The organism is Streptomyces huasconensis, from assembly GCF_021028635.1.
Taxonomy (GTDB): domain Bacteria; phylum Actinomycetota; class Actinomycetes; order Streptomycetales; family Streptomycetaceae; genus Streptomyces; species Streptomyces huasconensis.
In genome coordinates this window covers 2,049,538-2,070,557 of sequence record NZ_CP086119.1, presented here as the reverse complement: position 1 = coordinate 2,070,557, position 21,020 = coordinate 2,049,538, and the positions used below count along the sequence as shown (strand labels likewise).

General features: G+C 69.9%; 20 protein-coding genes, 1 pseudogene and 1 riboswitch. Of the genes and pseudogenes, 14 read left to right on the top strand and 7 right to left on the bottom strand.

Going from position 1 to position 21,020, the window contains the following annotated elements; genetic code table 11:
• Positions 1–194: 194 nt before the first annotated feature.
• Positions 195–551: a HesB/IscA family protein gene (locus J2N69_RS09310; protein WP_030933606.1), complete on the top strand. Its 357-nt coding sequence runs from the start codon at positions 195–197 to the stop codon at positions 549–551.
• A gap of 74 nt (positions 552–625) precedes the next feature.
• Here the strand turns inward: J2N69_RS09310 and J2N69_RS09305 are convergent, their stop codons facing one another.
• Together J2N69_RS09305 and J2N69_RS09300 are read right to left on the bottom strand one after the other, a co-directional pair.
• On the bottom strand, positions 626–2,113 hold the full coding sequence (locus J2N69_RS09305; protein ID WP_230900307.1) for a hypothetical protein: 1,488 nt from the start codon (positions 2,111–2,113) through the stop codon (positions 626–628).
• A 157-nt stretch (positions 2,114–2,270) separates the two neighbouring features.
• The gene (locus J2N69_RS09300) at positions 2,271–2,471 is read right to left on the bottom strand and encodes a hypothetical protein (RefSeq protein WP_230900306.1); all 201 of its coding nucleotides are present in this window, start codon (positions 2,469–2,471) and stop codon (positions 2,271–2,273) included.
• Positions 2,472–2,631: 160 nt separating this feature from the next.
• Between J2N69_RS09300 and J2N69_RS09295 the strand changes: the two genes are divergently transcribed.
• A complete protein-coding gene (locus J2N69_RS09295) occupies positions 2,632–3,606 on the top strand; it encodes a carbohydrate kinase family protein (protein WP_230900305.1) in 975 nt (324 codons plus the stop codon).
• On the opposite strand, the gene J2N69_RS09290 is transcribed toward J2N69_RS09295, so the two are convergent.
• Positions 3,607–4,986, bottom strand: a complete 1,380-nt coding sequence (locus J2N69_RS09290; protein WP_230900304.1) for a cysteine desulfurase/sulfurtransferase TusA family protein — start codon at positions 4,984–4,986, stop codon at positions 3,607–3,609.
• Between the two features lie 325 nt (positions 4,987–5,311).
• On the opposite strand from J2N69_RS09290, the gene ctaC reads away from it, so the two are divergent.
• From ctaC to J2N69_RS09270, 4 genes are all read left to right on the top strand, one after another.
• A complete protein-coding gene (gene ctaC / locus J2N69_RS09285; protein WP_230900303.1) occupies positions 5,312–6,274 on the top strand; it encodes an aa3-type cytochrome oxidase subunit II in 963 nt (320 codons plus the stop codon).
• Complete coding sequence (ctaD, locus tag J2N69_RS09280; protein ID WP_127910346.1) at positions 6,271–8,013, top strand: aa3-type cytochrome oxidase subunit I; 1,743 nt, start codon at positions 6,271–6,273, stop codon at positions 8,011–8,013. The genes ctaC and ctaD overlap by 4 nt, the downstream gene beginning before the upstream one ends.
• Entirely contained in the window at positions 8,010–8,408 is a 399-nt protein-coding gene (locus tag J2N69_RS09275; RefSeq protein ID WP_127910345.1) for a cytochrome c oxidase subunit 4, read from the top strand. Before ctaD ends, J2N69_RS09275 begins: the two co-directional genes overlap by 4 nt.
• A 134-nt stretch (positions 8,409–8,542) precedes the next feature.
• A complete protein-coding gene (locus J2N69_RS09270) occupies positions 8,543–9,787 on the top strand; it encodes a L,D-transpeptidase (RefSeq protein ID WP_230900302.1) in 1,245 nt (414 codons plus the stop codon).
• Between the two features lie 111 nt (positions 9,788–9,898).
• Here the strand turns inward: J2N69_RS09270 and J2N69_RS09265 are convergent, their stop codons facing one another.
• Complete coding sequence (locus J2N69_RS09265) at positions 9,899–10,300, bottom strand: DNA-binding transcriptional response regulator (protein ID WP_230900301.1); 402 nt, start codon at positions 10,298–10,300, stop codon at positions 9,899–9,901.
• Positions 10,301–10,490: 190 nt separating this feature from the next.
• Between J2N69_RS09265 and ctaE the strand changes: the two genes are divergently transcribed.
• The 6 genes from ctaE (at position 10,491) to J2N69_RS09235 (ending at position 17,713) form a co-directional block, all read left to right on the top strand.
• On the top strand, positions 10,491–11,111 hold the full coding sequence (gene ctaE / locus J2N69_RS09260; RefSeq protein WP_055550073.1) for an aa3-type cytochrome oxidase subunit III: 621 nt from the start codon (positions 10,491–10,493) through the stop codon (positions 11,109–11,111).
• Positions 11,112–11,189: 78 nt separating this feature from the next.
• A complete protein-coding gene (qcrC, locus tag J2N69_RS09255) occupies positions 11,190–11,999 on the top strand; it encodes a cytochrome bc1 complex diheme cytochrome c subunit (RefSeq protein WP_127910342.1) in 810 nt (269 codons plus the stop codon).
• Entirely contained in the window at positions 11,996–13,057 is a 1,062-nt protein-coding gene (gene qcrA, locus J2N69_RS09250) for a cytochrome bc1 complex Rieske iron-sulfur subunit (RefSeq protein ID WP_230900300.1), read from the top strand. The genes qcrC and qcrA overlap by 4 nt, the downstream gene beginning before the upstream one ends.
• Entirely contained in the window at positions 13,054–14,685 is a 1,632-nt protein-coding gene (gene qcrB / locus J2N69_RS09245; protein WP_230900299.1) for a cytochrome bc1 complex cytochrome b subunit, read from the top strand. Before qcrA ends, qcrB begins: the two co-directional genes overlap by 4 nt.
• A gap of 163 nt (positions 14,686–14,848) precedes the next feature.
• Positions 14,849–15,913: an anthranilate phosphoribosyltransferase gene (trpD, locus tag J2N69_RS09240; protein WP_230900298.1), complete on the top strand. Its 1,065-nt coding sequence runs from the start codon at positions 14,849–14,851 to the stop codon at positions 15,911–15,913.
• Between the two features lie 100 nt (positions 15,914–16,013).
• Positions 16,014–16,131, top strand: a riboswitch (SAM riboswitch).
• Positions 16,132–16,321: 190 nt separating this feature from the next.
• Complete coding sequence (locus J2N69_RS09235; RefSeq protein ID WP_230900297.1) at positions 16,322–17,713, top strand: aminotransferase class V-fold PLP-dependent enzyme; 1,392 nt, start codon at positions 16,322–16,324, stop codon at positions 17,711–17,713.
• Here J2N69_RS09235 and J2N69_RS09230 read toward each other — a convergent pair.
• The 3 genes and pseudogenes from J2N69_RS09230 to J2N69_RS09220 form a co-directional block, all read right to left on the bottom strand.
• A pseudogene (locus tag J2N69_RS09230) lies at positions 17,662–18,148 on the bottom strand (glycerate kinase); the annotation flags it as partial. The gene J2N69_RS09235 and the pseudogene J2N69_RS09230 sit on opposite strands and share 52 nt — an antisense overlap.
• A 6-nt stretch (positions 18,149–18,154) precedes the next feature.
• The gene (locus tag J2N69_RS09225) at positions 18,155–18,436 is read right to left on the bottom strand and encodes an Lrp/AsnC family transcriptional regulator (RefSeq protein WP_230900296.1); all 282 of its coding nucleotides are present in this window, start codon (positions 18,434–18,436) and stop codon (positions 18,155–18,157) included.
• On the bottom strand, positions 18,433–19,167 hold the full coding sequence (locus tag J2N69_RS09220) for a rhomboid family intramembrane serine protease (protein ID WP_230900295.1): 735 nt from the start codon (positions 19,165–19,167) through the stop codon (positions 18,433–18,435). Before J2N69_RS09220 ends, J2N69_RS09225 begins: the two co-directional genes overlap by 4 nt.
• A gap of 157 nt (positions 19,168–19,324) precedes the next feature.
• Between J2N69_RS09220 and J2N69_RS09215 the strand changes: the two genes are divergently transcribed.
• Together J2N69_RS09215 and J2N69_RS09210 are read left to right on the top strand one after the other, a co-directional pair.
• A complete protein-coding gene (locus tag J2N69_RS09215; RefSeq protein ID WP_127910338.1) occupies positions 19,325–19,564 on the top strand; it encodes a hypothetical protein in 240 nt (79 codons plus the stop codon).
• 34 nt (positions 19,565–19,598) lie between these two features.
• Positions 19,599–20,948 (top strand): NYN domain-containing protein, encoded by a 1,350-nt coding sequence (locus J2N69_RS09210; protein WP_230900294.1) that lies wholly within the window; start codon positions 19,599–19,601, stop codon positions 20,946–20,948.
• Positions 20,949–21,020 lie beyond the last annotated feature (72 nt).

Genomic DNA, 21,020 nt, shown 5'->3' with positions numbered 1-21,020 from the left:
ACGTCAGTTTGACGATGGCCATAGTGTCGATGTGACGCATTCGCCGGACCCCCGTGCCGCAGGCTGGTGCCCCGAGAAAAACCATGTGCGAGCATGAAGGGGTAAGACGTAAGCGCTCGGCCCGGAATGAATCCGCGGCCCCGCCGGTTGCAACCGTCGGCAAGCAGTCTCCGTACAACCCGGGAGAGAAGCAGATGTCCGTATCGGACGAGACCACCACCGTGAGCGACGGCATCCTCCTGTCGGACGCCGCCGCGGCCAAGGTGAAGGGCCTGCTGGAGCAGGAAGGCCGGGACGACCTGGCGCTGCGCGTCGCCGTCCAGCCCGGCGGCTGCTCGGGCCTGCGCTACCAGCTGTTCTTCGACGAGCGCTCGCTCGACGGCGACGTCGTCAAGGACTTCGACGGCGTGAAGGTCGTCACCGACCGGATGAGCGCTCCCTACCTGGGCGGCGCCTCCATCGACTTCGTCGACACCATCGAGAAGCAGGGCTTCACGATCGACAACCCCAACGCCACGGGCTCCTGCGCCTGCGGCGACTCCTTCAGCTAAGCCTGTAGGGACAGACGTACGAAGGCGGCGGCCCCCGAAGCTCGGGGGCCGCCGCCTTCGTACGTCTTCGTGCGTCACTTCCGCCGTACCGTCTCGCCCGTGGTGTCCACGACCTTGCGCTCGCCCAGCGGCTTGTCCAGGGCGACGGTCTTCGAGAGTTCCTTGGCGACCATGACGCAGACCTGGTCCTTCTGCTTGGTCTCCGTCACCGTGACGGTCACGCGGTCGCCCTTCTCGCGCGCGGACGCGGTGTACTCGGCGCAGGCGCTGCCCCAGAAGTGCACCGTCAACGACGTGCCGTCCGCGCTGTAGGACTCGACGCGCGCCGAGCGCTTCTCGCCCGGCTCCTCGGGGGGCGCCGGAGTGCCGGAAGTCCCCGGCGACCTCAGGTACTCGGGGGCCACCGCCGGATGCGTCACCGTGAACGCCTCCCGCGCGCCCTGCGGCTTCACCTCGAACAGCCAGGACGGCACCAGCGTCTGCCTGCCGTCCACGTGGTGCGTGGCGAGCCCGAAGGTGGCGCCGTGCACCGCCACCGGCCGCGGCTTCGCCGGCGCGGACGAGGGCTCGCAGGGTGCCTGCTTCGCACCGCCGCCGCCCTCCGTCTTCGTGCTGTCGTCGGTGTGCGGCACCGGGGTCGCGCAGCCGCCGATGCCGACGTGCCCGCCACCGGCGGACGAGTTCAGCCGGTCCAGGGTCTGGCGGGCGCTGATCACGGGGTACCGGTCACCCTTCACGGGCGCCTTCAACTGACCGCTGCCGCCCACCACTTGGCCGTCCGACCCGACCTGGATGCCGGTCGACCAGCCATAGGTCGGCAGGCCGCCCACCTTCGGGTCGGCGTTCACCACCCGTACGGCGCCCATCAGTTGGCGGGCGTCCAGCTTCGCGTCGTCCTGGCCGAGCGCCTTGAGGACCGGCGCCGCGGCGGCCTTGGCGGCCTTCTCCCCGACGGCGTCGCCCAGCTCGCCATGGGGCGCCGTGGAGCTGCTCGAACAGGGCTTGCCCTTGGGGCAGTCGTCCGTACCGCCCAGGCCGTGCCGGGCGAACGTCCAGGTCCCGGGCGCCTGCTTGTTCACCTGGAGCGAGGGGCCCGAGCCGTCCTTGTCCTGCTCCACCCGCCAGACGCCGTCCCGCACCGTCGGCGTACCGGAGAGGCCGAGCGCCTCGGCCAGCGCGCGCACCTCGGCCCGGGTCACCTCGCCGCGCGCGTGATGGACGTACGCCGCCTTCGGCCCCTCGGGCAGCTCGCCGGTCGCCTGGTACGTCACGCCGTTCGGGTCGGGCTCGCCGGGCGCGATGCCGGCGGTGCCGCCGCCGTCACCGCCGCCGGCCTCGTAGCCGTCCAGCGCGAGCGGCGGCGGGGGGCCGCCGTCTCCCGCCGGGGCGCCGTCGCTGCCCTGGCCGCCACCGCCACCGCTCCCGCTGCCGGACGCGGTCGTCGCGAAGTACGCGCCACCGCCGCCGATCAACAGCACGGTGGCCGCGACCGAGGCGACGGCGAGGCGCGCACGCCTCCGCTGCGGCTCGGCCGCCTCATGGACGGATCGCTCGGTGCTCACCGCATCGCTCCTTCGACTGCGCTGCTGTCCCCGGAAGCCCACGGCCGGGCTTCGGGCTACGTAGTACGTGTTCCCCGTGACGGGGGACAGCGATGGGACGCGGCGGGGGAGCGGACGGTTCCCCCGGCGTGCGCCGGGGCCCCGGGGCCGGCCTCCCTCAGTCGCCGTACTCGGACATTTCGGCGAGGAGCCGCGCGGAGGCGGGCGGCACGGTGACGCCGTGGATCAGGGACGGCGGCACCGGAGCGGTGGCGGCCGCGGCGGGCACCACCCAGTGCGGAGCCATGCGGGCGCAGTCGCCGCGCAGCGTCTCCATGCTCTCGGGGGCTTCCGTGGAAAGCCTGTACGCACGCTTCATGACGACATCCTTCGAGATAACGGCCATAACGGCACCGTACGCATCGGGCCGCTCACGAAAAAAGACCTACTATCGGGTAGTTTTGCCACTTCAGGCAGGGTGGCTCGACCCGATAGCGTGAACCGTCAACCCCGCCTCTCCTCCACAGGAGCATTCAGCCGTGCGTATCGCAGTCACCGGCTCCATCGCCACCGACCACCTGATGACCTTCCCCGGCCGCTTCGCCGACCAGCTGGTCGCCGATCAGCTGCACACGGTCTCCCTCTCGTTCCTGGTCGACAACCTCGACGTCCGCAGGGGAGGCGTGGCCGCCAACATCACCTTCGGCATGGGGCAGCTCGGCACCCGCCCGATCCTGGTCGGCGCCGCGGGCGCCGACTTCGACGAGTACCGCGCCTGGCTCGACCGGCACGGCGTGGACACCTCCTCGGTCCGGATCTCCGAGACGCTGCACACCGCCCGCTTCGTCTGCACCACCGACGCCGACCACAACCAGATCGGCTCCTTCTACACGGGCGCGATGAGCGAGGCCCGCCTCATCGAGCTGAAGACGGTCGCCGACCGCGTGGGCGGACTCGACCTCGTCCTCATCGGCGCCGACGACCCCGAGGCGATGCTCCGGCACACCGAGGAGTGCCGCACCCGCGCGATCCCCTTCGCCGCGGACTTCTCGCAGCAGATCGCCCGCATGGAGGGCGAGGAGATCCGCACCCTCCTCGACGGCGCCACCTACCTGTTCTCCAACGAGTACGAGAAGGGCCTCATCGAGTCCAAGACCGGCTGGAGCGACGCCGAGATCCTCTCGCGCGTCGGCCACCGCGTCACGACCCTCGGCCCCGGCGGCGTACGCATCGAGGCCACCGGTCAGGACCCGATCGAGGTCGCCGTCCCGGCCGAGGAGGCCAAGGTCGAGCCGACCGGCGTGGGCGACGCGTTCCGCGCGGGCTTCCTGTCGGGCCTCGCCTGGGGTGTCTCCCTGGAGCGCGCCGCGCAGGTGGGCTGCATGCTCGCCACCCTGGTCATCGAGACCGTCGGCACCCAGGAGTACGAGCTGCGCCGCAGCGACTTCATGGACCGCTTCACCAAGGCGTACGGCCATGAGGCCGCCACCGAGGTCCGCGCGCACCTCGGCTGATCACGAGAGCCGGCGGACCACGTACGCGCTGCCCCGGTCCGCCGGCCGCTCACCCACGTACTCGTGCTCGCGCATCTGGCACCACGCCGGGATGTCGAGCCGCGCCGCCTCGTCGTCCGCGAGCACGGTCACCGTGCCGCCGACCGGGACGTCCCCGATGACCTTCGCCAGCTCGATCACGGGCAGCGGGCACCGCTTGCCGAGCGCGTCGACGACGAGCGACGCGCCTTCCGTACGGGCCTCCGTCGCCACCGGGGCGCCCAGCTTCTCCCGGACCCCGGCGACGGCGCCGGGCAGCACGTCCAGGAACCGCTCCACCTCCGCTGCCTCGGTGCCGAGCGGCAGCGAGATCCGGACGTTTCCCTCGCTCAGCACGCCCATGGCCTTGAGCACATGGCTCGGGGTCAGCGTCGAGCTGGTGCACGACGAACCGGAGGAGACGGAGAACCCCGCCCGGTCCAGCTCGTGCAGCAGGGTCTCCCCGTCGACATAGAGACAGGAGAAGGTGACGAGGTGCGGAAGCCGCCGCACGGGATCGCCCACCACCTCCACGTCCGGCACCAGCGCGGGCACCCGCGCCCTGATCCGCTCCGTCAGCTCCCGCAGCCGCGCGCCCTCCGCGGCGGCCTCGGCCCGCACCGCCCGCAGCGAGGCGGCCGCCGCCACGACGGCCGGGATGTTCTCGAACCCGGCGGCGCGCCCCGACTCCCGCTCGTCGGCGGGACCTTGCACGGCGAACCGCACCCCCTTGCGTACGACGAGAAGTCCGACCCCCGCCGGCCCGCCCCACTTATGGGCGCTGCCGGTCAGCACCGACCAGTCCCCGTCGACCGGCCCCCAGGGCAGCGACTGCGCCGCGTCCACCAGGAGCGGCACCCCGGCCGCCCGGCAGGCCGCCGCCACCTCGGCCACCGGCTGCTCGGTGCCCACCTCGTGGTTGGCGGACTGCAGACAGGCGAGCGCGGTGTCCTCGCGCAGCGCGGCGGCGTACGCCCGCGGGTCCACGGCCCCGCCCCGGTCCACCGGCACCTCGGTGACCTCCCCGCCCGCGGCCTCGTGCGCCCCGGCCGAATGGAGCACCGACGAGTGTTCGACCGCCGACACGATCAGGTGGCGTCCGGCGCGGCGCCGCCCGGCGAGCGCCCCCGCGGTCCCGGAGTGCACGGCGCGCGTACCGGACGAGGTGAACACCAGCTCGTCGGCCCGGCACCCCACGGCATCGGCGGCGGCCTCCCGCGCCGCGTCCAGCAGCATCCGGGCCCGCCGCCCTTCGCGGTAAAGCCGCGCAGGATCGGCCCACCCCTCGTCGAGCGAGGCCGCCAGGGCCTGCCGGGCAACGGGATGAAGGGGAGCGGAGGAGGCAGCGTCGAAATAGGGCACGCCTCCACGCTAGTCCCCTCAGGAGCGCCCCGAAGGGGCGCGGGGAACTGCGCGCCCGGCCCTCACCGAGCCGCACCCGCGGACCGACAGATTCCGTCACCCCCGCAGGCGCCCCAACCCCCCGTCAGAAAGCGCCGGGGGGCGCCCACCCCACCCTTCGGAGTGACCCGCGGCGCGTTAGGCACCCTCCCCGCGCGACCCCAAAATGCGTCCAGTAGGGTTTGGTCCGCATAAACATCCAAACCCCTGCCCGACGCAGGGCGGCGACCGACCAGCGTGAAGGCCGCAGCCGACCGCGCGGGCGAGACTCTCGGGAAGGCGCTACGTGAGTCCCAACGGCTCCGACCGCTCGTCGCGGCGCCCGATGCGGCGGAAGCTGCCGCAGGTGCTGACTGCGGGCCTGATCCTGGCGACCGCCACCGGTTGCACATACAAGGATTTCCCCCGCCTTGGAATGCCCACCCCGGTAACGGAAGAGGCTCCGCGGATTCTCTCCCTCTGGCAGGGCTCGTGGGCGGCAGCGCTCGCCACGGGCGTGCTGGTCTGGGGTCTGATCCTGTGGAGCGTCATCTTCCACCGGCGCAGCCGCACCAAGGTGGAAGTCCCTCTCCAGACCCGCTACAACATGCCCATCGAGGCGCTGTACACGGTCGTCCCCCTCATCATCGTCTCCGTGCTCTTCTACTTCACGGCACGTGACGAGTCGAAGCTCCTGGAGCTCGAAGACAAGCCGGCCCACACGATCAACGTGGTCGGCTACCAGTGGAGCTGGGGCTTCAACTACGTCGAGAACGTCCCGGGCGCCGGCAACGCCAACGCCAGGACGTCCAAGGACCTGGAAGCCATCCCGGACAAGTTCCGCGACGACTTCCCGGCGAAGGCCAACGGCGTCTACGACGTCGGCGTGCCCGGCGACCGGAACCCCCAGAACGGCAACCCGGGCCCGACCCTCTGGCTGCCCAAGGGCGAGAAGGTCCGCTTCGTCCTGACTTCGCGTGACGTCATCCACTCCTTCTGGGTGGTGCCGTTCCTCATGAAGCAGGACGTCATTCCGGGCCACACCAACGCCTTCGAGGTGACCCCCAACAAGGAGGGCACCTTCATGGGCAAGTGCGCCGAGCTCTGCGGCGTCGACCACTCCCGGATGCTCTTCAACGTCAAGGTCGTCTCTCCCGAGCGCTACAAGCAGCACCTCGAGGACCTGGCGAAGAAGAACCAGAAGGGTTACATCCCGGCCGGCATCGAGCAGACGCCCCACGAGAAGAACCGGGAGACGAACAACCTGTGAGCATCCTCAACGAACCCCAGGGTGCCGCGGCAGCACCAACGGACTCGTACGAGAACGAGCTGCCGGTCCGGCGCAAGCAGCCGGGAAACCTCGTCGTCAAGTGGATGACCACCACTGACCACAAGACGATCGGCACGCTCTATCTGGTCACGTCGTTCGCGTTCTTCTGCATCGGCGGAGTGATGGCGCTCTTCATGCGCGCCGAACTCGCCCGCCCGGGCTCGCAGATCATGTCGAACGAGCAGTTCAACCAGGCGTTCACGATGCACGGCACGATCATGCTGCTGATGTTCGCGACGCCGCTGTTCGCCGGTTTCGCGAACTGGATCATGCCGCTGCAGATCGGCGCGCCCGACGTCGCCTTCCCGCGGCTGAACATGTTCGCCTACTGGCTCTACCTGTTCGGCTCGCTCATCGCGGTCGGCGGTTTCCTCACGCCGAACGGCGCGGCCGACTTCGGCTGGTTCGCGTACGCGCCGCTGTCGGACGCCGTGCACTCGCCGGGTATCGGCGGCGACATGTGGATCATGGGTCTGGCCTTCTCCGGCTTCGGCACGATCCTCGGCTCGGTCAACTTCATCACCACGATCATCTGCATGCGCGCGCCGGGCATGACCATGTTCCGCATGCCGATCTTCACCTGGAACGTGCTGCTGACGGCCGTCCTCGTGCTGCTGGCCTTCCCGGTCCTGGCCGCCGCGCTGTTCGCCCTGGAGGCGGACCGCAAGTTCGGTGCCCACATCTTCGACGCGGCCAACGGCGGCGCCCTGCTGTGGCAACACCTCTTCTGGTTCTTCGGCCACCCAGAGGTGTACATCATCGCGCTGCCGTTCTTCGGCATCATCTCCGAGGTCATCCCGGTCTTCTCCCGCAAGCCGATGTTCGGCTACATGGGCCTGATCGGCGCGACCATCGCCATCGCGGGTCTGTCCGTGACGGTGTGGGCGCACCACATGTACGTCACAGGCGGCGTGCTGTTGCCGTTCTTCTCCTTCATGACGTTCCTGATCGCCGTACCAACAGGCGTGAAGTTCTTCAACTGGATCGGCACGATGTGGAAGGGGTCCTTGAGTTTCGAGACCCCGATGCTCTGGGCGGTCGGCTTCCTGATCACCTTCACCTTCGGTGGTCTGACGGGCGTCATCCTGGCCTCGCCGCCGATGGACTTCCACGTCTCGGACTCGTACTTCGTGGTGGCGCACTTCCACTACGTGGTCTTCGGCACCGTCGTCTTCGCGATGTTCTCCGGCTTCCACTTCTGGTGGCCGAAGTTCACCGGCAAGATGCTGGACGAGCGCCTGGGCAAGATCACCTTCTGGACGCTGTTCGTGGGCTTCCACGGCACGTTCCTGGTCCAGCACTGGCTGGGCGCCGAGGGCATGCCGCGTCGTTACGCGGACTACCTCGACGCCGACGGCTTCACCGCGCTGAACACGATCTCGACCATCAGCTCGTTCCTGCTCGGTCTGTCGATCCTGCCGTTCTTCTACAACATCTGGAAGACGGCGAAGTACGGCAAGAAGATCGAGGTCGACGACCCGTGGGGCTACGGCCGTTCGCTGGAGTGGGCGACGTCCTGCCCGCCGCCGCGGCACAACTTCCTCACGTTGCCGCGCATCCGCAGTGAATCGCCGGCCTTCGACCTGCACCACCCGGACATCGCCGCCCTCGGCCAGCTCGAGAACGACGGGCAGAAGGACACCGCGCTGTTCGGCGGCGACAAGGAGGCCGCGAAGTGAAGATCCAGGGCAAGATGTTCATCTGGCTGAGCGTCTTCGTCCTCGCCATGGCGATCGTCTATGGCGTGTGGTCGAAGGAGCCGGCCGGTACCACGGCGCTCTTCCTGGCCTTCGGCCTGTGCATCATGATCGGCTACTACCTGGCCTTCACGGCCCGGCGGGTCGACGCCTCCGCACAGGACGACAAGGAGGCCGACGTCGCGGACGAGGCCGGCGAGGTGGGCTTCTTCAGCCCGCACAGCTGGCAGCCGCTCTCGCTGGCCGTCGGTGGCGCGCTCGCCTTCATGAGCATCGCCATCGGCTGGTGGCTGCTGTACTTCTCCGCCCCCCTGCTGCTCATCGGTCTGTGGGGCTGGGTCTTCGAGTACTACCGCGGCGAGAACCAGACCCAGTGATTCTGTAGTTCGAAGCCGTACCGAGGGGCCCGGACACTCCGTCAGGAGAGTCCGGGCCCCTCGGCGTGTCGCGCTTGACACCCGGACGGGTCATTCACCGCGCCGGACCGGGTGAACGTCCATACCGTGAGTTCATGAGCCACTCACCGCGAATCCGCACGGTACTGAGCTGCACGACGCTGGTGGCCGCCCTCGGCGCGGGGGCCACGGCCTGCGGCTCCGACAGCCACCCGCTCTCGGCGAAGCCGTACGACGCGGCCGGCCACGTCGCCTTCAACGGCCCTGTCGGCAGCAAGAAGGCGGACCCGGACAAGCCCCTGGAGGTCACCGCCCAGGGCGACGACGCGCGCATCACCGATGTGACGGCGACGGACGCGATGGGGCGGTACCTGGCGGGCGAACTCTCCGCCGACGGCTCGCGCTGGCACAGCACCGCGCCCCTGGCGGCCGGCGCCCACTACACGGTGCGGGTGAGCACCGAGGACGACGAGGGGGCACCGGGCCGCAAGGTCCTGACCTTCGACACCGGCGCCCCGGGGAAGAAGAAGCGGCTGAAGGTGACCTTCGGCCCCGAGGCGGGCAAGTACGGCGTCGGACAGCCCGTCATCGCCTCGCTCAGCGCCCCGGTGAAGGGCAAGGAGGCCCGGGCGACCGTCGAACGCTCCCTGAAGGTGCGCTCGGTGCCCGCGGTCGAGGGCGCCTGGCACTGGGTGGACAGCGAGACGCTGCACTACCGCCCCAAGGAGTACTGGCCCACCCACGCCACGGTCGACGTCTCCAGCAACCTGGGCGGCATCAAGGTCGGCGACCGGCTCTGGGGCGCCGAGACCAAGCCGCTGAAGTTCACCACCGGCGACCGGATCGAGGCGGTGACGGACGCCTCGTCCCACTGGATGACGGTCTACCGCAACGGCGAGGAGATCAACTCGATCCCGGTGACCACGGGCAAGCCCGGCTACTCCACCCGCAACGGCGTCAAGGTCGTGCTCGGCAAGGAGTACTCCGTACGCATGACCAGTGCCAGCATCGGCGCCTCGGACTTCTACGACAAGCAGGTCTACTACGCGACGCGGGTCACCGACTCCGGCGAGTACGTGCACGCCGCGCCCTGGTCGGTCGGCTCGCAGGGGTACGCCAACACCAGCCACGGCTGCATCGGCATGAACACGGGCAACGCCGCCTGGTTCTACGAGACCGTGCGGCAGGGCGACCTGGTGCGGGTGATCAACAGCGCCGGGGAGGACATGCCCACCTTCGGCAACGGCCTCGGCGACTGGAACATGAGCTGGAAGACGTGGCGCAAGGGCAGCGCGCTGCTTTCCGGCGCCGAGGAAGGCCCCTCGGCGCTCGACGCGGCCCGACTGCGGCCGCACGTCTAGCCCGGAGCCCCGGAGCGGCACAGGACGGCACAGGAGCCACAGGACGGCACAGAACGGCGCGGAGGGCCCCGCGCCGAGGCGCCGGGCCCGCTGTGCGCTCCGCGGGACCCGTCAGGCCCCCACGGCCCGCTTGCTGCGCAGCAGGGCGGCCAGGGCGTCCGCGAACTCCACCGGGTCGACCGGAAGGGTCACCGCCGCTTCCGCGCGGCTCCAGGTGGCCAGCCAGGCGTCCTGCGGGCGCCCGATGAGCAGCAGCACGGGCGGCGCGCGGAAGATCTCGTCCTTGATCTGACGGCACACGCCCATGCCGCCCGCGGGCTTCGCCTCACCGTCGAGCACACAGACGTCGACGCCGCCCCCGTCCAGCTCCTTGAGGACGGCGGGCAGGGTCGCGCACTCGATGAACTCCACCTCGGGAACGTCCGCCGCCGGCCTGCGTCCGGCGGCCAACCGGACCTGCTCGCGGGTGCTCGCGTTGTCGCTGTAGACCAGCACCGTCGCGGTCGGCTGCATTGTTCCTCCAGATCATCGAGCTGAGCTGTGCCGTCGTGGGATCGGGAACCGATGCGCGGATGCTACTCCTCCCGACACCCCGTCAACAGCGGTTCGGACAGGCCTCCGATGGGCCATACGGGCAGGACACACCCCACAGACACTCCGAACAGCACCCCCCGGGGTGAGGGCGGGATAAGCGACCGACATAATGTCGGTCGTGGCGACAGCAACGACAGTAGATACCGGGCACGCGCACCCGCCGGTCAATCGACCGAACCTCACCAGCGTCGGAACCATCATCTGGCTGAGTTCCGAGCTGATGTTCTTCGCGGCCCTCTTCGCGATGTACTTCACCCTGCGATCGGTGACAGGTCCTGATCACTGGAAGGAAATGGCCTCGGCCCTTAACTTCCCGTTCTCGGCGACGAACACCACCATCCTGGTGCTCTCCTCCCTCACGTGTCAGCTCGGCGTCTTCGCCGCCGAGCGTGGCGACGTGAAGAAGCTCCGGATGTGGTTCATCGTCACCTTCATCATGGGTGCGATCTTCATCGGCGGTCAGGTGTACGAGTACACCGAGCTGGTCAAGCACGAGGGCCTCTCGCTCTCGTCCGACCCCTACGGCTCGGTCTTCTACCTGACCACCGGCTTCCACGGACTGCATGTGACAGGCGGCCTGATCGCCTTCCTGCTGGTCCTCGGCCGCACCTATGCGGCCAGGAAGTTCACCCATGAACAGGCGACCGCAGCCATCGTCGTGTCCTACTACTGGCACTTCGTCGATGTGGTCTGGATCGGCCTCTTCGCCACGATCTACATGATCAAGTAATCGGCGGAGGTCGCTCACGCGACGTACCGACATATTCCAGAAGCATCGACGCAGAAGATCCTGACACCGGGGTAATCCGTGAAAAAGCTCTCCGCACGACGACGCCATCCGCTGGCGGCGGTCGTCGTCCTACTCCTCGCGCTGGCGGCCACCGGGGGGCTGTACGCCGCGTTCGCGCCGGCGGACAAGGCGCAAGCCGATGAAACCGCCCAGTCTCTCGCCATCGACGAGGGCAAGAAGCTCTACGCCGTGGGCTGCTCCAGCTGCCACGGAACCGGCGGTCAGGGGTCCTCCGACGGTCCGCCGCTGACGGGCGTGGGTGCCGCGGCGGTCGACTTCCAGGTCGGCACCGGGCGCATGCCGCTCCAGCAGCAGGGTGCCCAGGCGCCCAAGAAGAAGGTCATCTACACCCAGGCCCAGATCGACCAGCTGGCGGCGTACATCGCGTCGCTCGGCGCCGGTCCCTCGGTCCCGACCGAGAAGCAGTACAGCCCCAAGGGAGCGGACATCGCCAAGGGTGGCGAGCTGTTCCGCACCAACTGCGCCCAGTGCCACAACTTCACCGGTGAAGGTGGCGCGCTGACGCACGGCAAGTTCGCGCCGTCGCTCGAAGGTGTCTCTCCGAAGCACATCTACGAGGCCATGCAGACCGGCCCGCAGAACATGCCGTCCTTCCCCGACACGACGATGCCGGAGAAGGAGAAGAAGGAGATCATCGCGTACCTCGACGCGGTCAACGGCGAGAAGACCCAGAGCCCTGGCGGTCTCAAGCTGGGTGGCCTGGGGCCGGTCAGTGAAGGCCTCTTCGGCTGGATCTTCGGTCTCGGCTCGCTGATCGCGGTCGCCGTGTGGGTCGCCGCTCGGACCGCAAAGGCCAAGAAGTCATGAGTAGCCAAGAGATTCCAGAAGAGAACCTGCCCTCCAAGCAGGAGACCGAGCCCCAGCACGGCTCGGTGGTGGTCCCGGACGACAACCCGTTCGCCGACCCGGGCCTTCCGCCCCACAAGCACCGCATCCAGGACATCGACGAGAAGGCCGCCCGGCGTTCCGAGCGTGCCGTCGCGTTCCTGTTCACGCTGTCGATGCTGGCCACCGTCGGCTTCATCGCCGCGTTCGTGACCATCCCGGCGGACAAGAGCATCTTCGTCTGGCCGATCGGGCACATCAGCGGTCTCAACTTCGCCCTCGGTCTGACCCTGGGTCTGGCGCTCTTCTGCATCGGCGCGGGCGCGGTCCACTGGGCCCGCACCCTGATGTCCGACGTGGAGGTCGCCGACGAGCGGCACGCCATCGAGGCCCCGGCCGAGGTCAAGGCCAAGGTCATGGCCGACTTCCGGGCCGGTGCCGAGGAGTCGCAGTTCGGCCGGCGCAAGCTGATCCGCAACACGATGTTCGGCGCGCTCGCCCTGGTCCCGCTCTCCGGCGTCGTCCTCCTGCGCGACCTCGGTCCGCTGCCCGAGGACAAGCTCCGGCACACCAAGTGGGCCAAGGGCAAGAAGCTCGTCAACATGAACACGCACGAGCCGCTGCGTCCCTCGGACGTGCAGGTCGGTTCGCTGACGTTCGCCATGCCCGAGGGCATGTCGGAGCACGACCACGACTTCCAGACCCAGATCGCCAAGGCCGCCCTGATGATCGTCCGGATTCAGCCGGAGGACATCAAGGACAAGCGCGAGCTGGAGTGGTCGCACGAAGGCGTCGTGGCCTACTCCAAGATCTGCACCCACGTGGGCTGCCCGATCTCCCTGTACGAGCAGCAGACGCACCACGTCCTCTGCCCGTGCCACCAGTCCACCTTCGACCTCTCCGACGGTGCCCGAGTCATCTTCGGCCCGGCCGGTCACCCGCTGCCGCAGCTGCGCATCGGCGTGAACGAGGAGGGCTACCTCGAGGCGCTCGGCGACTTCGAAGAGCCCGTCGGTCCTGCCTTCTGGGAGCGCGGATGAGTACCACACCTCCGAACAACTCGAACAAGAAGGCACCCGCCGGCGAGCGGGTGGCCGACTGGGCCGACGGCCGCCTTGGGATCTACTCCCTGGCCAAGGCCAACATGCGCAAGATCTTCCCGGACCACTGGTCCTTCATGCTCGGCGAGATCTGCATGTACAGCTTCATCATCATCATCCTCACGGGTGTGTATCTGACGCTGTTCTTCCACCCGTCGATGAACGAGGTGGAGTACCACGGCAGCTACGTCCCGATGCAGGGCCAGCTGATGTCCGAGGCGTTCAACTCGACCATGCACATCTCCTTCGATGTGCGCGGTGGTCTGCTCATCCGGCAGATCCACCACTGGGCGGCGCTGATCTTCATCGCCGGCATGTTCGTGCACATGATGCGCGTGTTCTTCACGGGCGCCTTCCGCAAGCCGCGTGAGGTCAACTGGCTCTTCGGCTTCCTGCTGTTCGTCCTCGGCATGTTCACCGGTTTCACCGGTTACTCGCTCCCGGACGACCTGCTCTCCGGCACCGGTGTGCGCTTCATGCAGGGTGCGATCCTGTCCGTCCCGGTCGTCGGCACGTACCTGTCGATGTTCCTGTTCGGCGGGGAGTTCCCGGGCGGCGACTTCGTCGCGCGGTTCTACTCGATCCACATCCTGCTGCTGCCGGGCATCATGCTGGGCCTGATGGTGGCGCACCTGATCCTGGTCTTCTACCACAAGCACACGCAGTTCGCGGGCCCCGGCAAGAGCAACAAGAACGTCGTCGGCATGCCGCTGCTGCCCGTGTACATGGCCAAGGCCGGAGGCTTCTTCTTCCTGGTCTTCGGTGTCATCGCGGCCATCGCGGCGATCGCCTCGATCAACCCGATCTGGGCGCTCGGCCCCTACCGTCCGGACCAGGTGTCCACCGGCGCCCAGCCCGACTGGTACATGGGCTTCGCCGAGGGTCTGATCCGTGTCATGCCGGGCTGGGAGATCAACCTCTGGGGTCACACGCTGGTCCTCGGCGTCTTCATCCCGCTGGTGATCTTCCCGCTGATGCTCGCGGCGATCGCGGTCTACCCGTTCATCGAGTCCTGGGTCACCGGGGACAAGCGCGAGCACCACATCCTGGACCGCCCGCGCAACGCCCCGACCCGTACGGCCTTCGGTGTCGCCTGGGTCACCGCGTACATGATCATGCTGCTCGGTGGCGGCAACGACATCTTCGCGACGCACTTCCACCTGTCGCTGAACGCGATCACCTGGTTCGTCCGGATCTTCTTCTTCGTCGGACCGGTCATCGCCTTCATCATCACCAAGCGGATCTGCCTGGGCCTCCAGCGGCGCGACAGGGACAAGGTGCTGCACGGCCGCGAGTCGGGCATCATCAAGCGCCTGCCGCACGGTGAGTTCATCGAGATCCACGAGCCGCTCGACCAGGGGCAGCTGCACACGCTCACCGCGCACGAGCAGTACAAGCCGCTCGAGATCGGCCCGACGGTCGACGAGAACGGCGTCGAGCGCAAGGTGTCCGGTTCGCAGAAGCTCCGGGCCAAGCTCTCCAAGGGCTACTACGGGGAGGACAACCAGATCCCCAAGCCCACCGCCGAGGAGTACAAGGAGATCACCAGCGGCCACGGCCACCACTGATCACCTGAGGCTCTACGAGCCCTGACCTCCTGATGGTCGCCACGGTGAGAGCCCCGTCCAGTTCATGGACGGGGCTCTTTGCCGTCCCGGCGGCTGGATAGGGTGGACCCACCCGACGTGTCGGGCACTTTCCTCCCCAGGCAGACGAACACCAGGAGCGGCCATGAGCGCTGTGACCCCCGCAGGAGGCACGACCGCGGCGGGCCGTTCCTGGCCCGACGTCCTGAACGGCCTGCTCGAAGGCCGGGACCAGAGCGCCGACGACACGGCGTGGGCCATGGACCGCATCATGCGCGGCGAGGCCACCGACGCGCAGATCGCCGCATTCGTCGTCGCGTTGCGGGCCAAGGGCGAGACCGTGCAGGAGATCACCGGGCTCGTACGGGCGATGTACGAGCACGCCAACGTGATCGAGGTGCCCGGCGAGACGGTCGACATCGTCGGCACCGGCGGTGACGGCGCCAAGACCGTCAACATCTCCACGATGTCCGCGATCGTCATCGCGGGCACCGGCGCGCGGGTCGTCAAGCACGGCAACCGCGCCGCGTCGTCGGCCAGCGGGGCGTCGGACGTGCTGGAGAAGCTCGGCGTCAACCTCCAGCTCACGCCGGAGCGGGTCGTCGAGGTCGCCCAGGAGGCGGGCATCACCTTCTGCTTCGCCGTGAAGTTCCACCCCGCGCTGCGGCACGCGGGCGCCGCGCGCAGCCAGCTCGGCATCCGGACCGTCTTCAACCTCCTCGGCCCGCTCACCAACCCGGCCAGGGTGCGGGCCCAGGCGGTCGGGGTCGCCGACGCCCGGATGGCCCCCATCGTGGCCGGCGTCTTCGCCGAGCGCGGCAACTCCTCCCTCGTCTTCCGCGGCGACGACGGGCTCGACGAGCTGACGACCACGGCCACCTCACGGGTGTGGATCGTGCGGGACGGGCAGGTGCGCGAGGAGGCCTTCGACCCCCGCGACGTCGGGATCGACCTGGTGCCCGTCGAGGCGCTGCGGGGCGCCGACGCCTCGTACAACGCCGAGGTCGCCCGGCGGCTGCTCGACGGCGAGAGCGGGCCGGTGCGCGACGCCGTGCTGCTGAACTCCGCGGCGGCGCTGGTCGCCCTCGCCCCGACCGACGCGCCGCTGACCGAGCAGATCCGCGCGGGCATGGCGCGGGCGGCCCACTCGATCGACTCCGGGGCCGCGAAGCAGGCCCTGCAGCGGTGGGTGGCGGCCAGCAACCGCTGAGCCTTCCGCCCGCCTCCCGTTCACCCGTGTGACGTACGGCGCAGTCCGGATTCTGGACTGCGCCTTGCGCGTCGAAGATCGTGTGGCAGGATGCTGGGCAGGTCATGAGTGACAGCGACTACGGCCCCGGCCCGCTGTCCGGCAACCCTCCGTCCGTGGCGGGGTGCCCCGGGTGAAGACCAGGCCGTACGCAGCGAGGCGTATGGCAAGCGCGGACCCCTGGACATCGGTGAATGTCACAGCCCTGGGGTCCTGGTCCTCAAGGGAGCAGTCTCGTGAGCAAGCGAATGTGTTAGGGCCTCGGCGCCCCTCTTCCGCACACCTTTCTCTTTTCATCACTGCACCGCCGTACCTCTGTCGTACGCGTGTCGGCGCAGTGAACTCACTTGCCTCTTACGGGAGTTCGCCATGTCCGTGTCCGCCGTTCCCGCCGTTGCCGCCGACTCGTCCGTCTGTGCCCCGCTCGCCGTCCTCGGCCGCGACGTCACCGTGCCGCTGGTCACCGGCGGCGAGGTGACGTACGCCGCGCTCGACTACGCGGCGAGTGCCCCCGCGCTCCAGCGGGTCTGGGACGACGTGGCCGCCTACGCCCCGTACTACGGCAGCGTGCACCGCGGCGCCGGGTACCTCTCGCAGCTCTCCACCGACCTCTTCGAGAACTCCCGCGTGACCGTCGCCGAGTTCCTCGACTGCCGCCAGGGCGACCAGGTCGTCTTCACCCGCTCCACCACCGACTCGCTGAACCTCCTCGCCGCCGCCCTGCCCGCCGGTTGCGAGGTCTTCGTCTTCGAGACCGAGCACCACGCCTCGCTCCTGCCGTGGCGGGACGCCCGCGTCACCTACCTCGACGCGCCGCGCACGCCCGACGAGGCCGTGCACACGCTGGAGCGCGCCCTCGCCGACCGCGACCCCTACGGCCCGGCCCTGGTGTGCGTCACCGGCGCGTCCAACGTCACCGGGGAGCTGTGGCCGGTGCGGGAGCTGGCCGCCGCCGCGCACGCGCACGGCGCCCGGATCGTGCTCGACGCCGCGCAGCTCGCACCCCACCACCCGGTCTCCGTACGGGAGTTGGACGTCGACTGGGTCGCCTTCTCCGGGCACAAGCTGTACGCGCCCTTCGGCTCGGGCGTGCTCGCGGGCCGCTCCGACTGGCTGCGGGAGGCCGAGCCCTACCTCGCGGGCGGCGGCGCCTCGCGGAAGGTGACGCGACGCCCCAAGGAGGCGGGCGGCGGCGTGGACGTGGAGTGGCACGACACCGCCGCCCGGCACGAGGCCGGGTCGCCGAACGTCATCGGCGTGTACTCCATCGCCGCCGCCTGCAAGGCGCTCACCGAGGCCGGCTTCGACGAGCTGGTCGCCCGTGAGCAGCACCTGATCCGCACGGTGCGCGAGGGGCTCGCCGAGGTGCCCGCCGTGCGGGTGCTCTCCCTCTTCGGTGACGACGCGCCGCGCGTCGGCGTCATCTCCTTCGTCGTCGACGGCTGGAACAGCTCGCACTTCGCCGCCGCGCTCTCCGCCGAGTACGGCATCGGCGTACGCGACGGCCTGTTCTGTGCCCACCCGCTGGTGCGCACCCTCCTCGGCGGCGAGTCCGACGAGCCGGGTGAGTGCGGTGCCCCCGAGGCCGCGCCCGGCGAGAAGTCGCTGAACGCGATCCGTGTGAGCTTCGGCGCGGGCACCCCCGACGAGCACGTCGAGCGGTTCGTGCGCGCCGTCAAGGAGCTGGTGGCCGACGGCGCGCGGTGGAACTACCGCACCGAGGACGGCCGTTGCGTGCCGGACACCAGCGCCGCCGCCTGACCGGCCGGCAGCCGTGACCCCAGCTGGATCATCCGTGGAGCCCGCTCGGTCGCGTCGGTGAGGAACTCGCCGCCCCGGCCGAGCGCCTCGGTCGGCGAGACGGGGGCGGGCAGGATCGCGCTGTAGGCGTCCACGCCGGTGCCGGGGCCGCCGAAGAGGCCGGCGGTGACGCGCAGGTCGCGCGTGAGGACGTACGCCCAGCGCTCCAGGGCCGCCGCCAGCTCCTCGGCCTGCGGGGCGGTGGCGCCCTTCTGGGGACACGCGGATGTCGGTCTCCGCGAGGCGGGGGTCCAGGCCGCTCGTGTCGGTGCGGCTCAGCCGGGTCAACGTGCGCCGTCCGCGCGGCAGTTCGAAGCCGACCAGGACGCGGCGGGCGCCCGCGTCGAGGGCGGCGCGGATCAGCTCGCCGACGCCGTACGTGGTGGTGGCGCCCGGGCGTGCCTACGAGTCGAGGCCGATCGCGAACGCCGCCTCCAGGTCGTGCTGCGAGTACGTGCGGAACGCCACGTGCGTGTCGGTCGCCTCCACGCCCGGGATCTTGCTGATCCTGCCGGGGATGACGTCCGCGAGGTCGTCGTGGCGCAGCACCCGCACCATCGCGATCAGGTCGTACGTGCCCGTCACGGAGAAGACCTCGCTGACGGAGTCGAGCGCGGCGATCGACTCGGCGATCTCCGGAATCCGGTCCACGCTGGTCTTGATGAGCACGATCGCGGTGATCACGGCTGGCTGTCTCCCTCGGTGGCCGGAACTGCTGTGCTCTTCACTTTAGTCCTCCGCACACACCACCCCCACGCGTACAGGAAACCGAGCGAGAAGCCCACCAGATGCGCCAGGTACGCCACCCCGGTGCCCTTGCCGCCCTGCCCCGCCGCGAGCCACTGGAGCGCCACCCAGAACGGCAGCACCACCCACGCGGGAAGGCGCAGCGGCAGGAAGAAGAGGAACGGGAAGAGGCTCGTGACGCGGGCCCTGGGGAAGAGATAGAGGCAGGCGCCGAGGACGGCGGAGATCGCCCCGGAGGCACCCACGAGCGTCTGGCCGGAGTCCGCGTGCGCCGCGGCGTAGGCGAGCAGGGCCAGATAGCCGCAGGCGACGTAGAAGAGCGCGTAGTGGAGGTGCCCCATGCGTTCCTCGACCATGGCCCCGAAGACGTACAGGAACAGCATGTTCCCGAGCAGGTGCACCCAGCTGCCGTGCACGAACAGCGCGGTGAACGGGCCGAGGGCGGCGCGCGGGACGCCGCTGAACAGCTCGGCGGGCACCACGCCCCAGCGCTCGAAGTAGGTCTGCTGCGCGGCCAGCAGCTCGTCGCCCGTGCCGTAGGACGGGTTGAGCCCGGACACCGGGGAGATCACGAAGACCAGGCAGCAGACGGCGATCAGTCCGTACGTCACCGGGGCCGACTGGCCCCGCGGCAGCCGGACCGCGTGCGTACCCTTTGCGTGGATCATGAACAGAGCATGACGTAATGGGAGCTACCCGCACAGACCGCCATGCCGCGACGGACCCCGCCGCATCGCGAGCCGTGCAGGCTAGGGTTACGGGGCGATACGCGCCGCGGAGAAAGCGCCGGAGCGCCACGGTCACCGAAGAAAGCGAAGAGCCACGATGACGGTTCCCCTGCCGACGGACACCACCCGGTGGCGCTGCACGCTGTGCGGCAACCTCACGCGTTTCGACGTGACCCGCACGTCGAAGGTCGTCGAGTATGTGCATCTCGACCTGGCCGGTGAGGCGAAGGTCGAGGAACGCGAGGTGGTCAGTGAGACCATCGAGTCGGTGCGCTGCCGCTGGTGCAACGCGGTGGACCAGGTGGAACTCGTGGACAGGCCGGGCACCGACTCCTGAGGGAGCGGGGCCCGCACAGCTAGTGGGGTGACGGATGGTGGAGAGCGCAGGCGGGGAGCCGGACGACGGCACCGCTGAGGTGCTCGACCGTCCGCTGCCCGACGGGGTACGCCGACGGGTCGTCCAGATCGCCTCGGACGGCTTCGGCGGCCTGACCCCGGCCGAGCTCCCCGCCCAGCTGCGGCAGTACGCCCGCTTCACGCCCACCCGGCGCGCGAAGTTCGCGGGCAACGCCATGGCCGCGGCGCTGGAGGGCGACACCCTCTTCCGGCAGCGCATCGGCGACCGGCTGCGTGAGGCCCAGCCCGAGCTGGCGGGCGCGCTGGACGCGGGCGCCCCGCCGCCGGCCGCCGACCCCCTGGACGTGGCGGCCGCGGCCTACGTGCTGCGCCCGGCGGGCTGGGTGAAGCTGGTGGCCGCCGCGGGCGAGGAGGCCCAGCGGGCCGACGCCGAGCGCGCCGACGAGGAGACCAGGGCCGAGCTGGAGCGGCTGCGCGCGGAGCTGGCGGCGGCCCGCGGCCAGACCAAGGCGGAGACCGAGCGGCTGCGCGCGGAGCTGGAAGCGGCCCGCAGGGAAGCCGAATCGATGCACCGCAAGCTGCGCGGGGCGCTCAGCGACGTCAAGCGCGGGGAGGCGGCGCTGCGCAAGGCGGCCGCCGAGACGGAGGCCGTGCGCGCCGAGAGCCAGGCCCAGGTCTCCGCCGCCGAGAGCGAGGCGCGGCGGCTCAAGGCCCGCCTCGGCGAGACCGAGGCCGCGCTGGAGGCCAGCCGCAGGGCGGCGCGCGAGGGCCGCAGCGTGGAGGACATGCGGGTGCGGCTGCTGCTCGACACGGTCCTGGAGGCGGCCCAGGGGCTGCGCCGCGAACTGGCGCTGCCCCCCGTCTCCGTACGCCCCGCCGAGACCGTCGACGCCGTGGAGCCCGGCCGGATGTCGCCGAAGGACATCGCCGCCCGCGCCCTGTCGGAGAACGACCCGGCCATCCTCGACCAGCTGCTCGCCCTGCCGCAGGCGCATCTGGTCGTCGACGGCTACAACGTCACCAAGACCGGCTATCCGACCATGCCGCTGGAGAAGCAGCGGCTGCGGCTGCTCGGCTCGCTCTCGCAGCTGGCCCGCCAGTCGGGCGCCGAGGTCACCTGCGTCTTCGACGGCGCGGAGCTGGCGGCTCCGGTGCTGCTCGCGCCGCCGCGCGGGGTGCGGGTGCTCTTCTCCAAACCGGGCGTGACCGCCGATGAGTTGATCCGTCAGCTGGTGCGCGCGGAGCCGCCGGGCCGCCCCGTGGTCGTCGTCTCGACCGACCGCGAGGTCGCCGACGGGATTGCGAAGGCGGGGGCGCGGCCGGTGGCCTCGGCGGTCCTCCTGAAGCGGCTTTCGCGGGGCTAGAAGGGGCTTTCGCGGGACTAAAGGGGCTCCCATAACTCCTGTTCCGTATGCCCGGATTGAGGGTGCGGTCGC

What these genes read in the sequence shown, in the direction of transcription:
- J2N69_RS09220 (WP_230900295.1), bottom strand. Translation starts at nt 19,167, where the DNA reads ATGATCCACGCAAAGGGTACGCACGCGGTCCGGCTGCCGCGGGGCCAG.
- qcrA (WP_230900300.1), top strand. Translation starts at nt 11,996, where the DNA reads ATGAGTAGCCAAGAGATTCCAGAAGAGAACCTGCCCTCCAAGCAGGAG.
- J2N69_RS09310 (WP_030933606.1), top strand. Translation starts at nt 195, where the DNA reads ATGTCCGTATCGGACGAGACCACCACCGTGAGCGACGGCATCCTCCTG.
- J2N69_RS09300 (WP_230900306.1), bottom strand. Translation starts at nt 2,471, where the DNA reads ATGAAGCGTGCGTACAGGCTTTCCACGGAAGCCCCCGAGAGCATGGAG.
- qcrB (WP_230900299.1), top strand. Translation starts at nt 13,054, where the DNA reads ATGAGTACCACACCTCCGAACAACTCGAACAAGAAGGCACCCGCCGGC.
- trpD (WP_230900298.1), top strand. Translation starts at nt 14,849, where the DNA reads ATGAGCGCTGTGACCCCCGCAGGAGGCACGACCGCGGCGGGCCGTTCC.
- J2N69_RS09210 (WP_230900294.1), top strand. Translation starts at nt 19,599, where the DNA reads ATGGTGGAGAGCGCAGGCGGGGAGCCGGACGACGGCACCGCTGAGGTG.
- J2N69_RS09215 (WP_127910338.1), top strand. Translation starts at nt 19,325, where the DNA reads ATGACGGTTCCCCTGCCGACGGACACCACCCGGTGGCGCTGCACGCTG.
- ctaE (WP_055550073.1), top strand. Translation starts at nt 10,491, where the DNA reads ATGTCGGTCGTGGCGACAGCAACGACAGTAGATACCGGGCACGCGCAC.
- J2N69_RS09270 (WP_230900302.1), top strand. Translation starts at nt 8,543, where the DNA reads ATGAGCCACTCACCGCGAATCCGCACGGTACTGAGCTGCACGACGCTG.
- J2N69_RS09265 (WP_230900301.1), bottom strand. Translation starts at nt 10,300, where the DNA reads ATGCAGCCGACCGCGACGGTGCTGGTCTACAGCGACAACGCGAGCACC.
- J2N69_RS09235 (WP_230900297.1), top strand. Translation starts at nt 16,322, where the DNA reads ATGTCCGTGTCCGCCGTTCCCGCCGTTGCCGCCGACTCGTCCGTCTGT.